General features: G+C 36.2%; 14 protein-coding genes. 4 read left to right on the plus strand and 10 right to left on the minus strand.

Annotation, left to right across the window (positions count from 1 at the left end; all coding sequences use genetic code 11):
* Positions 1–59 precede the first annotated feature (59 nt).
* Genes QZ565_RS01220 through QZ565_RS01250 form a run of 7 tightly spaced genes read right to left on the minus strand, consistent with a single transcriptional unit; the run spans position 60 to position 6450 of the window.
* Entirely contained in the window at positions 60–854 is a 795-nt protein-coding gene (locus QZ565_RS01220) for an energy-coupling factor transporter transmembrane protein EcfT (protein WP_295524389.1), read from the minus strand.
* Positions 847–1686, minus strand: coding sequence for an energy-coupling factor transporter ATPase (locus QZ565_RS01225; RefSeq protein ID WP_295524391.1), 840 nt, complete (start codon positions 1684–1686; stop codon positions 847–849). The genes QZ565_RS01220 and QZ565_RS01225 overlap by 8 nt, the downstream gene beginning before the upstream one ends.
* Positions 1671–2498 (minus strand): energy-coupling factor ABC transporter ATP-binding protein, encoded by an 828-nt coding sequence (locus tag QZ565_RS01230; RefSeq protein ID WP_295524393.1) that lies wholly within the window; start codon positions 2496–2498, stop codon positions 1671–1673. Before QZ565_RS01230 ends, QZ565_RS01225 begins: the two co-directional genes overlap by 16 nt.
* The gene (gene pgsA, locus QZ565_RS01235; protein ID WP_125386272.1) at positions 2495–3040 is read right to left on the minus strand and encodes a CDP-diacylglycerol--glycerol-3-phosphate 3-phosphatidyltransferase; all 546 of its coding nucleotides are present in this window, start codon (positions 3038–3040) and stop codon (positions 2495–2497) included. The genes QZ565_RS01230 and pgsA overlap by 4 nt, the downstream gene beginning before the upstream one ends.
* 10 nt (positions 3041–3050) lie before the next feature.
* Entirely contained in the window at positions 3051–3878 is an 828-nt protein-coding gene (rodZ, locus tag QZ565_RS01240; protein WP_125386271.1) for a cytoskeleton protein RodZ, read from the minus strand.
* A gap of 41 nt (positions 3879–3919) precedes the next feature.
* Positions 3920–5203 (minus strand): pitrilysin family protein, encoded by a 1284-nt coding sequence (locus tag QZ565_RS01245; protein WP_295524397.1) that lies wholly within the window; start codon positions 5201–5203, stop codon positions 3920–3922.
* Positions 5200–6450, minus strand: coding sequence for a pitrilysin family protein (locus QZ565_RS01250; RefSeq protein WP_295524399.1), 1251 nt, complete (start codon positions 6448–6450; stop codon positions 5200–5202). Before QZ565_RS01250 ends, QZ565_RS01245 begins: the two co-directional genes overlap by 4 nt.
* Positions 6451–6608: 158 nt before the next feature.
* On the opposite strand from QZ565_RS01250, the gene yaaA reads away from it, so the two are divergent.
* Positions 6609–6977, plus strand: a complete 369-nt coding sequence (gene yaaA / locus QZ565_RS01255; protein ID WP_042751857.1) for a S4 domain-containing protein YaaA — start codon at positions 6609–6611, stop codon at positions 6975–6977.
* A 2-nt stretch (positions 6978–6979) separates the two neighbouring features.
* A complete protein-coding gene (recF, locus tag QZ565_RS01260) occupies positions 6980–8077 on the plus strand; it encodes a DNA replication/repair protein RecF (RefSeq protein ID WP_042751858.1) in 1098 nt (365 codons plus the stop codon).
* Between the two features lie 50 nt (positions 8078–8127).
* On the opposite strand, the gene guaB is transcribed toward recF, so the two are convergent.
* Entirely contained in the window at positions 8128–9606 is a 1479-nt protein-coding gene (guaB, locus tag QZ565_RS01265; protein WP_033682529.1) for an IMP dehydrogenase, read from the minus strand.
* Between the two features lie 151 nt (positions 9607–9757).
* The gene (gene trpS / locus QZ565_RS01270; RefSeq protein ID WP_295524403.1) at positions 9758–10783 is read right to left on the minus strand and encodes a tryptophan--tRNA ligase; all 1026 of its coding nucleotides are present in this window, start codon (positions 10781–10783) and stop codon (positions 9758–9760) included.
* Positions 10784–10988: 205 nt separating this feature from the next.
* Between trpS and QZ565_RS01275 the strand changes: the two genes are divergently transcribed.
* Positions 10989–12611, plus strand: a complete 1623-nt coding sequence (locus QZ565_RS01275) for an ATP-binding cassette domain-containing protein (RefSeq protein WP_295524405.1) — start codon at positions 10989–10991, stop codon at positions 12609–12611.
* Between the two features lie 61 nt (positions 12612–12672).
* The gene (locus tag QZ565_RS01280) at positions 12673–15216 is read left to right on the plus strand and encodes a YfhO family protein (RefSeq protein ID WP_295524407.1); all 2544 of its coding nucleotides are present in this window, start codon (positions 12673–12675) and stop codon (positions 15214–15216) included.
* A 31-nt stretch (positions 15217–15247) separates the two neighbouring features.
* Here the strand turns inward: QZ565_RS01280 and QZ565_RS01285 are convergent.
* Positions 15248–15766: YhgE/Pip family protein (locus QZ565_RS01285; RefSeq protein WP_295524409.1), on the minus strand; the 519-nt coding region annotated here is incomplete at its 5' end.

A 15766-nucleotide genomic window follows, 5' to 3' on the forward strand; every position in this document is an offset into this window, starting at 1 on the left:
ATCCCTACCTTTATATCAAAAACTGTTACAGTAACTTTTTTATAAATTCCTGAAAGCTACTAAGATTTTAAGAAAAATAAGCAACAACCAAGTACGAGAATAACAAGGATTGCTAGCGTATCTTTTCGAGTCCATTTCAATTGTCGGTATTGACTTCTGCCTTTCCCACCCTGATAACCACGCGCTTCCATGGCGATAGCCAAGGAATCCGCACGTTTTAAACTTGTCGCAAAAAGAGGAATCAAAATAGGAATCATGGCCTTTACTTTTTGAACAATACTTCCTTCTCCAAAATCCACTCCACGCGCTTTCTGTGCATTCATAATCCGCGTCGTATCATCCATTAAGGTCGGAACAAAACGCAAACTCATGGACAGCATTAATCCAATTTCATGAACTGGAACTTTCACACGCTTTAAAGGTGCTAATAAAGCTTCGACAGCTGATGCCAAACTTAAGGGCATGGTCGTTAAGGTTAACAAAGTTGAAAAGAAAATAATCAATACAAAGCGACAAAAAATAATCCCAGCTTGTTGCAAAGCATAATCCGTGATTCTCACAAATGAAAACTCAAATAAAACATTCCCATTAGAAATGAAAAATAGTTGAAAAATAGTTGTGAAGGCAATCAAGAAAAACATAGACTTCAAGCCCTGAATAAACAATGAAAGAGATACTCCTGACAAGGCAATAAAAATCCCTGTCGCTATAAAAAGAATCAAATTCGTCAAGGGATTATTAGCCCAAAAAACGATCAAAATCAGTAGCATCATAGCCAGTAATTTACTACGTGGATCCAATCGGTGAACAATCGAATCCCCTGGGATATAACGCCCCAAAATCATACTATCCATTTAGCGACTCCTTGAACTCCTCTATCTTAATCGGTAATCGTTTAAATGCCACGCCTCTATCAACCAATCGTTTACAAAAAGCTGTAATCTTAGGTACTCCCAACTGAACTTCTTCCATAAAAACAACATCTTGAAAGACATCACTTGGTTTACCACCCTTCACTAAACGTCCCTTTTCCATCACATAGACTTGATTCGCATATTCAGCAACATCATCCATCAAATGCGTTACTAAGACAATGGTCATCCCTGACTGGTGGAGTTTTTTAAACAAATTCATCAACTCTTTTCTACCTAAAGGATCTAGACCTGCCGTGGGCTCATCTAAGACTAATATAGCTGGTTCCATGGCAAGTATGCCTGCAATGGCGACACGTCTCATTTGTCCACCTGACAGCTCAAACGGACTGCGATCAAAAAGTGATTCCTCAATTCCAACCAAAGCCAGTTTCTCACGCGCAATCTTCTCCGCATCTTCTTCAGAAACTCCAAAATTTTGCGGTCCAAAAGCAACGTCTTTCAAAACCGTTTCTTCAAAAATCTGATTTTCAGCAAACTGAAATACCAAGCCAACCTGTTTTCTAATTTGACGAATATCTTTATTTTTAGAAGTCGAAGTGATTAAGGTATCAAAAACTCGTACACTTCCTTGACTTGGCACCAATAAACCATTTAAAAGTTGTAAAATAGTCGATTTGCCACTACCTGTATGCCCAATTAAGGCCGTATAAGAACCATCTTCAATCGTCAAAGAAACATCCGACAAAGCTGTTGAGGCTAAGGGAGTCCCTTCTTGATATGTAAAACTCACATTTTCTAGAGCAATTCCCATAGCTTATCCTCTAGCTCACTTTCTGTCAAATAATTTTCAGGCAAATCATAGCCATTCTGGCTTAAAGAATTTTTTAATTGATTAGCAAAAGGATAGTCTAATCCAATTTGATCTAAATCATTTCGAGAGAAAAGTTCTCTCGGGCTACTAGTTGATTCAATCTCCCCTTTTTTCATGACCAATACGCGATCACTCATGGCAACTTCTTCCAAATCATGTGTAATGGAAATGACCGTCATATCATAGTCTTTTCGAATTCCTTTTACTGTCTCAATAAGTTCTCTACGCCCCTCAGGATCCAACATACTCGTTGCCTCATCTAGAATTAGAATCGCTGGTCTTAAGGCTACAACACCTGCAATAGCAACACGTTGCTTTTGACCACCTGATAGACGTGCTGGCTCTATCTTTTTAAAGTCCAACATGCCAACCAAATCCAGAGCTTCTTCCACTCTCTTTTTCATTTCTTGACGAGAAAGTCCCTGATTTTCCAAACCAAAGGCAACATCATCTTCAACAGTCGCTCCAACAAATTGATTATCTGGATTTTGAAAAACCATACCGATTTGACGACGTATGCTCCAAACATTCTCCTCAGTCAACTGTTGGCCATTGATTACAATCTCTCCGGATTCTGCTTCCAGTAAGCCATCAATTAAGCGAACCGTTGTTGATTTACCACTACCATTATGCCCTACAATCGAAAGCCATTCTCCACGTTTCACGTGAAACGTAATATCCTTCACATCATAGTATTCCTGACTTTCCTTATAGCGAAAAGAAAGATTTTTTACATCAATTACTGATTTCATTTCGAACCAAATGTCCCTTTAAATACATAGGCACTACCCTTGAAATAATCATAACCAGAGTAGATAGTGAAAAACAAGGCTACATAAAGTAGAACTTGACCAAGCAAAATCCAATGTAATAGCAAGAAAACAATGGCAAACATCTGACTAAAAGTTTTAATTTTTCCAGGCATTGCTGCTGCTAAAACTGTCCCACCAGTTTCAACTAATAAAAGTCTTAAACCTGTTACAGCCAACTCACGACAGATGATCACTGCAACAATCCAAGCTGGAGCCATACCTAACTCAATCAGCATAATAAAAGCAGACATAACTAGTAACTTATCCGCCATAGGATCTGCAAATTTGCCAAAATTACTGACCACATTCCATTTACGAGCTAAATATCCATCTAAATAGTCGGTAATACTGGCAATAGCAAATATAATAGCTGCTACTATATGACTTTCTAGCGAATTTCCTATCGTTAAAATAAAGATAAAAATAGGTATAAAGAGAATTCGACCTATTGTTAAGAGATTGGGAATTTGTTCTTTTTTCATTCGTTTTTCCTTAATTTCTAGTAAAGGTTACAGTGATTTGTCCAGTTTGAGCTGTTAATTTCGATAAATCAACAGTCTGATTATCTACTGTTAAAGCAACACCTTTGACAACACCTAAAGTAATGGTCACAGGATTTTTTGTTGAAACTGTTGTTTCTGCACTTTTATTATCCGGTGATAAGGTCACACCACCCTCAAGCTCACTTTCTGAAACACTAACCCAACTTCTAGCATCTGAAACCGATAATTGCAATTTTGCGGTTTCCTTACTTGTTTTATAAGCGATTTCTACATAATTTCCTTCACCTGATACACTTATAACTGGTTCAATATTCGAAGAGCTACTTGATGAACCACTACTTGAAGATGGAGTTACAGAACTAGTCGAACTTGTTGCTTGGACTACACTATAACTAGACGTAGATGAATTCTCCGGTTGAGTCTGGAGATAATTCCAAACATAATAAGTCACAAAAATGACAATCGATAGGGCAAAGAGTATAAAATAAAATAAAGGTAAAAATGATGTCTTATTTTTCTTACTGGAACGTCTCCTGCCTGTTAACTCGTCTTCATCAACATCTACTTCCTCATACGTAATCATGCTCCCAGAATCATAAGCATCCAAGACAATTCTCTCATCAAGCTCAACTGCCCACGCATACTTTCGTAAAAAAGAACGAGTATAAAATGGACTAGGAAGTTGATCAAAATCATCAGCTTCCATCGCCTCCAACATATCCAACTGAATTTCTGTTTTTTTGTGTAATTCTTCTAGAGTCAACCCTTGGTTGGTTCTAGCTAAACGTAAAACCTCACCAATTGTTTTTTTCCTCATACTTGTCATTCCTTCTTTCTAGTGTCTATTATGATAGGTTGCTACGATGGGAATATTGTAAAATCAACTATATCACCATCATATATTAAATGATGTCCAGCATCAAGGACATCCTCTAAATTAATTTCCTGTAAAATCTTTGGTAAATCAAAGATTGTCTCACCCTGTCCAAAAGCATCATATTGCGTTGCAATAAATTCAAGAGAGTTCATGCTACTGAAAAATTCTCCAAACATTTCTCTTTTTATAATATCTAAATGATCCTCTGTAATATCTGAATCCTTTGTAAAATTACGAATAGCCTTCCTAAACTGATGAGATAAAGCAACTGGCTCTTTTGTATCCATTGTCAACATAACAAAATGAAAGCGACTTGTTACTTCAACTTCCAGAGATAAGGACGCATCAATTTTACCTGATTCATATAATTTTTGAAAACGATCCGAAGTCCAACCAAACATCATTGCAAACAATAATTTTAATAAAATATGATGTCGATAGCAATCCGCCTCATCAACTTCTCGATTACCTCTAATCCCAATCGCTAGTTTAGGAGAAGACACTTCCATTCTCATACTGTCTGTTTGCTTTACAGCTTGTAAAACAAACTTTTCTCTTGCTACTTCCTGAACATCTAAATCTTCCAGTTCTTTTCTTTCAAAATAGTCCTGTACTTGATCCACATCAAAATTGCCAACTAAAAACAGAGACATATTTACAGGTTTGTAAAACCTTGTGAAGTTTTCTTGCAAATTAGTTAGATTGATTTGGGAAATGGACTCCTCACTGCCAACTATATCAGTTGCTAAAGGTGTGCCTGGATACAAATTCGCTAAAGTTGAAAAGAATAAACACGAATCTGGATCATCTTGATACATTTCTCGTTCTTGCTGGATAATATCCTGCTCTCTTAAAACGGAACCTTCAGTAAAGTGTGCTGATGTTACCAATTCATCAAGTAAGTCTAAATTGTCTAAAAAATGATCCGTTGCTGAAAAAAGATAACTTGTCTTTGTAAAGCTTGTAAAGGCATTACTATCTGCACCTAGACTCGTAAAAGCCGACATCAAATCGCTAGCATCTTCTCTTTCAAATAATTTATGTTCAAGAAAGTGAGCAATTCCTGCAGGATATTGTTTTACATATCCGTCAACTTCTGTGACAAGCGTATCTACCGAACCAAACTGTACAGTTACACTCCCGTAAACCTCTTTAAATTCCTTTTTAGGCAAAAGAGCAACTGTCAATCCATTTGACAAACGAGTTCGATAAACCATTTCTTTTACAGCTGGATAGTATTTTTCTTCAAAAACAACCTTTGTCATTCTATTCCTTCCATAAAGTAAATCGCCTGTAGTTTCACATTATTAGCTGCTCTACAAATAGCCTCTTTGTCAACTTGCTCGAGTTTTGCAATCCAACTTTTAAAGTCTGCTGAAGATTTTCCAAGCAAGGCATTTTGATAAGCACGTTCAATCAATGAACTTTGATTATCTTGAGAAAGCAACAGAGACCGACGAATCATTTCCTTTGTTTGCTCTAACTCAAGCTCTGTAAAATAACCTTTTTTTAAATCAAGCAGTTGATTATTCATCATTTTACGAGCCTGGTTCCGATTTTCTTGATCGATACCAGCATACATCCTCAAGAATCCACTAAATAAATCAAGCTGACTTGAAATAGTATAAGCCAATCCAGCATTTTCACGGACGTTTGTAAAGAGCTTAGAATGAGCAAATCCACCAAGTAAACCATTCATTACAATCATGGGTAAATGTTTCTCATCACCATATTCAGAAGGGCAATGATAACCCAATTCCAAAATGGATTGTCCCACATTTTTCCGAACCATACCTTCCTGAAGGATATTAGAATATGGTTGACAATACTGAACTTTTACATCTCCTTCTCGACCTTTGAAGCCAAATGATTCTAATACATTTTGAATTTCAACCTCATTAAAATCACCTAGGAAAAAGAAATCTATTCGATCATTAGCCAAAAATTCTTGGAAACAAGAATAAGAACTTTGTGGAGTTTCAACTAAAATACGATTTCGTAAATCACTATATTCCAATTGGAGACGTTCATCATGAAAAAATAATTTGTCTAATTCTTTATATGCAAAATAAAAAGAATCATCCATATCAGCTGCTAAACTTGCTAGCAATTGTTTTTTCTCAATTTCAAATAAGGCCGGATCAAACCCATTATCAACTACTACGGGTGAAAAAAGAGTTTCTTTTAAAAATTCCAAAACCTGAGAAGTTAGCACATTTTTCCTACTTAAAAACTCATCACGAACATAGGTAAATGTAAATTCTACAATATGACTTTGCCCTCTTCTGAAACAATTGGTTGACATATCTGTACCGTATAGACTGGCCAAATGTCTTCTCAAATCTTGAGAAGTGGGGTACATCTGATTAGCAGTCTCTAGCATACTCGCACTCAACATGCGACCTGCAATCGTATCAAGAGATAATGGAGCGGTAAAACGCACGGTGATTTTGTTCGTTTTAAACTTTTTTGATTGGATAAAATGTGTTGAAATTCCATGCACTAACTCCATGATTGACCTCCTTATATACAGACTTCTATTATATCACGAAAACCTGAAATTTTCTTGTTCTCTGTAACACTTTTGAAATAAAAATCGCTTACATTTCTCCCTGTTTCTCTCACTATTTTTAGGAAAATATGGTATAATACCAAAGATTGAGGTGAATTATGGAATACAAATTATTTGAAGAATTTATTACCCTCCAAGCACTACTCAAAGAACTTGGAATTACACATAGCGGAGGAGCTATCAAATCATTTCTCTCTGAACATTCTGTTTACTTTAATGGAGAATTAGAGAGTCGTCGTGGTAAAAAACTTCGTATTGGCGATAAAGTTGACATCCCTGACATAAATATTGACATCTTGTTGACACAACCTACTTCTGAGGAGCAAGAGGAATATCAAGCTGATAAAGTTGAAAAAGAACGAATCGCTAAACTTGTCAAGGAGATGAATAAAGGAGTAAAAAAAGACAACTCTAAACCTACTTCATCAACCAAAAGCAAACAAGCTCCACGATTCCCTGGTAGATAATCATGTGGCTACAACACCTATCTCTCAAGACTTTTCGTAACTATAAAGAGACGAAAATAGACTTTAACCCTAAATTGAATGTCTTTTTAGGACGCAATGCGCAAGGTAAAACAAATATGTTAGAGGCTATCTATTTTTTAGCCTTAACACGTAGTCATCGGACTCGAACAGATAAAAATCTCATTCATTTTGACGAGGAACAACTTCATCTTTCAGGTCTTGTTCAAAAACAAACGGGATCCATTCCTCTCGAAATCGAACTAACACAAAAAGGGCGTGTGACAAAAGTTAATCACTTAAAACAGGCACGACTTTCAGATTACGTAGGACACATGAATGTTGTCTTATTTGCTCCGGAAGATTTACAACTAATTAAAGGAGCACCTTCAGTTCGACGAAAATTCATTGATATGGAGCTTGGACAAATTAAGCCCATCTATCTATCAGATTTAACCAATTATAACCATATCCTTAAGCAAAGAAATACCTATCTAAAATCAGCTCAAAAAATAGATGAAACCTTCCTTTCAGTACTAGATGATCAGCTAGTCGATTATGGATGTCGTGTGATGAATCACCGCTTAGATTTCATAAAAAAACTAGAATCATTTGGGCGTAAGAAACATTTTGAACTCTCTAATCAGATTGAAGAGTTGTCAATAGCCTATCAATCTTCTGTCAAGATAGCTGACAAAGAAAACTTATCAGAATCTTTCAAAATTGCTTTAGAAAAAAGTAGGTCCAGAGATTTATTTAAAAAGAATACTGGTGTTGGTCCTCATAGAGATGACATTTCTTTTTATATAAATGGGATGGATGCTAGTTTCGGAAGTCAAGGTCAACATCGTAGTCTCGTCCTTTCTATAAAATTAGCAGAAATCGAGTTGATGGAAAGTATTACTACAGAATCTCCAATATTACTGCTTGACGATGTTATGAGTGAACTTGACAACACTAGACAGTTAAAATTATTAGAAACGATTTCTCAGTCAATCCAAACCTTTATCACAACAACAAGCTTAGATCATCTTCAAAATCTGCCAGAAGATCTAAGTATCTTTACTATTCAGGATGGTAAAGTTGCTGTAAATCAAAATTGACAACATCGTAAAAGAACTCCTGTTTTCACAGGAGTTCTTTTCATTGTTTTTTACATAGAATAATTTGGTGCCTCATTCGTAATTTGTACATCATGAGGATGGCTCTCTTTCAAACCAGCACCAGACATTTCAATAAATTGAGCGTTATCGTGTAGTTCCTTAAGGTTAGCTGCACCACAGTAACCCATACCAGAGCGAATACCACCAATCATTTGGAAGACAATATCAGCTGCCGCTCCTTTATAAGCAACACGACCTTCAATTCCTTCGGGAACGAGTTTGTTTGCTTCGTTGACAGAGCCTTGGAAGTAACGATCGCTTGAACCTTTCTTCATGGCAGCGATTGATCCCATACCACGGTAAGTTTTGAATTTACGTCCTTGGAAGATTTCAGTTTCGCCTGGAGCTTCATCAGTTCCAGCAAACATAGATCCAAGCATAACAGCATTTCCACCAGCCGCAAGTGCTTTTACAATATCTCCAGAATACTTGATTCCACCGTCAGCAATGATCGTTTTACCATATTCACGCGCAACAGCTGCAGCATCGTAGATAGCCGTTACTTGCGGAACACCAACACCAGCAATAACACGAGTAGTACAGATAGAACCTGGTCCAATACCAACCTTGACAACGTCTACACCTGCTTCATAAAGAGCACGTGCACCTTCAGCAGTAGCAATATTTCCAGCAATCAAAGTACGGTCTGGGAAATGAGCACGAATCTCAGCAATTTTACGCAAGACACCTGCAGAATGACCATGCGCAGTATCAATAACAATCGCATCCGCTCCTGCCTCAAAAAGAGCCTCTGCACGTTCAAATGTATCTGAAGTAACACCTACTGCACCTGCAACTAGAAGACGACCAAACTCATCTTTAGCCGCATTTGGAAACTCAATAACTTTTTCAATATCTTTGATGGTAATCAAACCAGAAAGACGGCCTTCTTCATCTACCAACGGAAGTTTTTCAATACGGTGTTCTTGAAGAATGCTTTCAGCCGTTACAAGATCTGTACCCACAGGAGCAGTCACAAGATTTTCACTGGTCATATGGTTTGAAATTGGTTGATTATAATCTGAAATAAAACGAAGATCTCGGTTTGTCAAAATACCAACTAATTTACGATTTTCAAGTGTTTCAACAACTGGAACACCACTGATACGGTAACGTCCCATAAGCTCATCAGCTTCAGCAATTGTATGTTCAGGAGTCAAGAAGAACGGATCAATAATAACTCCATTTTCAGAACGTTTTACCTTGCGAACCTCGTCTGCTTGCTGAGCAATTGACATGTTTTTATGTATAACTCCGAGACCACCTGCACGAGCAATAGCAATGGCCATTTGACTCTCTGTTACTGTGTCCATGGCAGCGGTAATAATTGGGATATTTAAAGTCAAATTATCTGCCAATTTAGTTGTTAAATCTGCATCATTAGGCAATACATGACTTTCAGCTGGAATAAGCAATACATCATCGAAGGTAAAACCTTTTTTCAAAAATTTAGTGTCCCAATTAGACATTCGAAGTTTCCTCTTTTCTTTCTTTTTGAGCTTGACTCTTTTTATATTGTATCTATCATACCATTCTATAAAAATTTGTCAAATGTTACAGGGGTAAATAAAAAACTATCTTTTCTTCCTGATAGAAATGATAGTTTCTTGTAAAATAAACTTAGTTAAAGTAATGAAGTCCCATTGCTCCTTTAACCTCAGATAGGGTTTGACCCGCAACTTCACGCGCTCTTTCACTACCTTTTTGAAGCATGTTATAAACTTCTCCCATATCCTTAGCAAATTCGATACGGCGCTCACGAATAGGACCAAGTTCACGCTCTAATATTTCAAGTAGATAACGCTTAGTCTTAACATCACCAAGACCACCTCGTTGATAATGTTCTTTCATATCAGCAATTTCTTTAGCATCTTCTGGACGACCAAAAACATCTAGATAATGGAAGACCATATTTCCCTCAATTTTACCTGGATCTTCCACTCGAATATGATCTGGATCTGTATACATACTCATTACTTTTTTACGCAAAGTATCCGCATCATCAGCTAAATAAATACCATTATTGAGTGATTTAGACATTTTAGCATTTCCATCTAAACCAGGCAAACGCCCTGCTCTCTCATTTTCTGGATAAATACCTTCCGGCTCTACCAAGACATCACAGTTATATGCATTGTTAAAAGAACGAACAATTTCACGAGTTTGCTCAATCATTGGTTTCTGATCTGTTCCTACAGGAACATAATTGGCTTTGAAAGCTGTGATGTCAGCTGCTTGAGCGATTGGGTAAACCAAGAAGCCTGTCGGAATACTTTCTCCAAATCCTTTTTGAGCAATCTCTGTCTTGACAGTTGGATTTCGCTCCAGACGTGCTAATGAAACTAGATTCATATAGTACATAGACAACTCAGCTAATTCTGGAATTTGACTTTGAATAAAGATAGTTGATTTACTGGGATCCAATCCAACTGCAAGATAATCCAAAGCCACATTTCCGATAGACTCTACAATGGTTTGAGGGTCTTTAGCATGATCTGTCAAGGCTTGTTGGTCAGCCAAGAACACAAACATGTCATACTTACCCTCTTCCTGTAATAATACTCGATTTTTGAGACTTCCAACATAATGTCCAATATGCAATTTTCCTGTTGGACGGTCTCCTGTTAAAATAATGGGTTTAGTCATTTTGTTCTCCTTCGATATAGTCCCTTCAATTATAGCATTTTTTTAATGAAATAACCGCAATTTATCAAAATAAATCAACCTTGCTATTTACTGCTTTTTGTAAAGATAGTTGTAAACATAATTTACACAAAATTGACAGATAAAAATTTGAATATTTCCGTATTTTCTAGTAGAATAAATATATTACACATATAGGAGAAAAACATTGCTTACAGTATCTGATGTTTCACTACGTTTTAGTGATCGCAAACTTTTTGATGATGTCAATATCAAATTTACAGAAGGAAATACTTATGGATTAATCGGTGCTAATGGTGCCGGAAAATCAACCTTTTTAAAAATTTTAGCTGGAGATATCGAACCTACTACTGGTCACATCTCTCTTGGTCCAGATGAACGTCTCTCTGTTCTTCGTCAAAATCACTTTGACTATGAAGATGAACGTGCTATTGATGTTGTTATCATGGGAAATGAAAAACTTTATAGCATCATGAAGGAAAAAGATGCTATCTACATGAAGGAAGATTTCTCAGATGAGGACGGAGTCCGTGCTGCCGAACTTGAAGGAGAGTTTGCCGAGCTTGGAGGCTGGGAAGCAGAAAGTGAAGCCTCTCAACTACTTCAAAACCTAAATATCCCAGAAGAGTTGCACTACCAAAATATGAGTGAATTGGCCAACGGTGAGAAAGTAAAGGTTCTCCTTGCTAAAGCACTTTTTGGTAAACCAGATGTTCTTCTCTTGGACGAGCCAACCAATGGTTTAGACATCCAATCAATTACATGGTTAGAAGATTTCTTGATTGACTTTGACAACACAGTTATCGTAGTATCCCATGACCGTCACTTCTTGAATAAAGTATGTACTCACATGGCTGATCTTGACTTTGGAAAAATCAAACTCTACGTCGGAAACTATGACTTTTGGAAGGAATCTTCTGAACTCGCTGCTAAATTGCTAGCAGACCGTAATGCCAAAGCAGAAGAAAAAATTAAACAATTGCAAGAGTTCGTTGCTCGTTTCTCTGCTAATGCTTCTAAATCAAGACAAGCAACCTCACGTAAGAAAATGCTTGATAAGATTGAGCTAGAAGAGATTGTGCCATCTAGTCGTAAATATCCATTTATCAACTTTAAAGCGGAACGTGAGATTGGTAATGATCTCTTGACAGTAGAAAATCTAACTGTAAAGATTGATGGTGAGACTATTTTAGATAATATCAGCTTTATCTTGCGTCCAGGCGATAAGACAGCTCTTATTGGACAAAATGATATCCAAACGACTGCATTAATTCTTGCAATCATGGGAGATATTGACTATGAAGGAACTGTCAAGTGGGGAGTTACAACTAGTCAATCTTACCTGCCCAAAGACAACTCAGCTGATTTCGCAGGGGGAGAATCAATTCTTGACTGGTTGCGTCAATTCGCAAGTAAAGAAGAAGATGACAATACTTTCCTACGTGGCTTCCTTGGTCGTATGCTCTTCTCTGGAGATGAAGTTAACAAACCTGTAAATGTCTTGTCAGGGGGAGAAAAAGTTCGTGTTATGCTTTCAAAACTCATGCTCTTGAAATCAAATGTGCTTGTCCTCGATGATCCAACCAATCACTTGGACTTGGAATCTATCTCAAGCTTGAACGATGGATTGAAAAACTTTAAAGAATCAATCATCTTTGCCAGTCATGACCACGAGTTTATTCAAACTTTAGCTAACCATATCATTGTCTTGTCTAAAAATGGCGTCATCGATCGTATCGATGAAACCTATGATGAATTCCTAGAAAATGCAGAAGTACAAGCAAAAGTTAAAGAACTTTGGAAAGATTAAATAAGACTTCAAAACTCAGTTGGGGTAACCAACTGAGTTTTCTATCATTCTACGAGGTAATATGAAATCATTTTTTAAAACATATTGGGCCTATTTTATTTCTTTCATCATTCCTGTATTGATTATGACAGGAGTATACCTATCTCAAGGTATCTACTGGAATAGTGACAACTCTCCTCTATTAGGAGATGGCTTTCATCAATACGTTATTTTTGATGTAGCTTTACGAAATATCCTACATGGAAATGGTAGTCTGTTTTACACCTTTACAAGTGGCCTCGGATTAAATTTCTATGCCCTATCTAGTTATTACTTGGGAAGTTTCCTTTCACCTCTAGTTTACTTTTTTAATCTGTCGAATATGCCAGATGCTGTCTATCTGACAACTCTCTTAAAATTTGGATTGATTGGACTATCAACCTTCTTTAGTTTAAATAAATTATTTAAAAATATCCCTCAGACTATAAAACTAACCTTATCTACTTCCTATGCTCTGATGAGTTTCACTGTCAGTCAATTAGAGATAAAAACCTGGCTGGATGTTTTTATCTTGATTCCTTTAATTATAACTGGTTTACACCTACTTATAACTGAAAAGAAATCCTCATTATACTTTACAAGTCTGTCAATCTTATTTATCCAAAACTACTATTTTGGCTATATGACAGCATTGTTTCTTATTTTTTGGTATCTCTGTCAAATTTCTTGGGACTTTAAAGCTCGAAAATCATCTTTTCTTGATTTTGTTGTCACCTCCGTTTTAGCTGGTACAGCTAGTTTGATTATGACTCTTCCCACTCTGTTTGATTTACAGACACATGGGGAAAAATTGACTGAAGTTACAAAATTTCAAACTGAAAGTAGCTGGTATCTTGATCTCTTTGCTAAGCAATTCATTGGTTCCTTTGACACAACAAAGTATGGGGCTATCCCAATGATTTTTGTTGGACTGCTTCCCTTTATTTTAACTATTTTATTTTTTACGCTGAAATCTATTAAGTTTCACGTGAAACTTATCTATGCAATCTTCTTTACATTTTTAATTGCAAGCTTTTATATAGAAGCTCTTGATTTATTTTGGCAAGGCATGCATACTCCAAACATGTTTTTACATCGCTATGCTTGGATTTTCTCTACCTTGTTAATTTACACAGCAGCGGAAGTATTAAATCGTCTAAGGGAAATTAAAATCTGGAACTTTTTAGTTTCGCTTTTTCTTGTAGTAACAGGATTTTTAGCTACCATCTATATAAAATCGCATTATTCTTTTTTAAAAGATTTGAATATTCTGCTTACTCTTGAATTTTTGGTTGTCTATTCGCTTTTACTCCTTGCATTTATCAAAAAGTTTATCTCTGTAAATCTATTTGCCATTCTAATCTCTTTATTTATAATGGTTGAAATAAGTTTAAATGCTTCATCTCAAATGGACGGAATTGCAAAGGAATGGGGATTTGCTTCTCGAAGTGCATATAGTAGAGATATCCCAGCTATGGAATCTTTCTCAACATATATTGAGGATCCATTTACTCGTACTGAGAAACTACAAACTCAGACAGGGAATGATAGTATGAAATTTAACTACAATGGAATATCTCAATTTTCATCTGTTCGAAATCGTTCAGCAAGCTCTACTTTGGATAAACTTGGCTTTAAATCCTCTGGGACCAATCTCAATCTCCGTTATGCAAATAATAGTATTTTGGCTGATAGTTTATTTGGCATCCAATACAATATCTCAGACAGTCCTATTGATAAGTATGGTTTCAAAGATATCTATCAAAAAGATAATCTTACCCTATATGAAAATCAATACTCTCTTCCGATTGCATTTGCTAGTCAATCTATTTACAATGATGTCAAGTTCACTGAACATACTTTAGATAATCAGGCCTCGTTTTTAAATCAACTTGCTGACGTCAATTTTGATTATTTTTCTCCAATGTCCTATGAAAAAACAGAGAATACTGATGATTTGATTAGTGTTATAAGTTCTTCAAATGAGGATGCAGCACTCCAATATCAAATTGAAGTGCCAGAAAACAGCCAAGTTTATCTTTCTTTCACAAACCTTCACTTTTCTAATGATAAACAAAAGAAAGTTGACATCCTTGTCAATGGGGAAAAGAAAACTTTTACAACTGATAATGTCTTCTCCTTCTTTAATCTAGGCTATACAAAAGAGAAAAAAACTTTCAATATTGATGTTAGTTTCCCTGGAAATTTACAAGTATCATTTGAATCTCCTACCTTCTATCGTTTAGATACCCAAACTTTCACCGATGCAATTCAAAAAATTAAAGAACAACCTGTCACAGTATCAACTTCTAAAAACAAGGTTTTTGCTACATATGATGTCCAACAAGATACATCTATTCTTTTCACCATTCCTTATGACAAAGGATGGTCTGCCTACCAAGATGGGAAGAAAATAGAAATTAAACAAGCTCAAACTGGCTTTATGAAAGTTGACGTTCCTAAGGGAAAAGGAACTATTACACTTTCCTTTATTCCCAATGGGTTTGTTATTGGAGCAATCTGTTCCTTTACTTCTCTTTTACTATTTGGAATTTATAATCACAAACGAAAAGCATCTAAGACATAAAAAATCGACCAGTTAATCGGTCGATTTTTTTTTAATCTTCTTCCATTTTCTTAGGTCTATAGGCTAGCATACCTAAACCAGTAAATAGGGCTAATATCACATCAAGGAAAATGACTTGATGATGAATATTTCCTGTCATAGAGATTGTTTGTCGTAATCCCGAAACTGAATAACTCATTGGTAACCAAGGATTAATAGCTCTAAAGAAATTATTTGTCAAAGCAAGTGGATAGGTACCTGCACTTGATGCTAACTGTAATAATAGCAAAATAAGAGAGAAGAAAGCTCCTATACGGCTATTCCATGTTGTTAAAGTAGTCACCATGGACATGAATACTAAACTTGTTAGGATAATGAGAATAAATGTTCTCATCTCATGATTTGCAGTTAGACCAATAAGATGAACTCCTCCATATACCAAAATACCTGCTAAAACAGCTATAATACCATTTATTTCAGCTCGAGATTTCAACCAAGCCCAACGGCTCTCCGGATGACGTCCTGAAGGCAACTTCGCAAAGATCATATTCGTTGATATTGCTGCAACAAA

The organism is uncultured Streptococcus sp. (assembly GCF_915066115.1).
In the GTDB taxonomy this organism is placed as follows: domain Bacteria; phylum Bacillota; class Bacilli; order Lactobacillales; family Streptococcaceae; genus Streptococcus.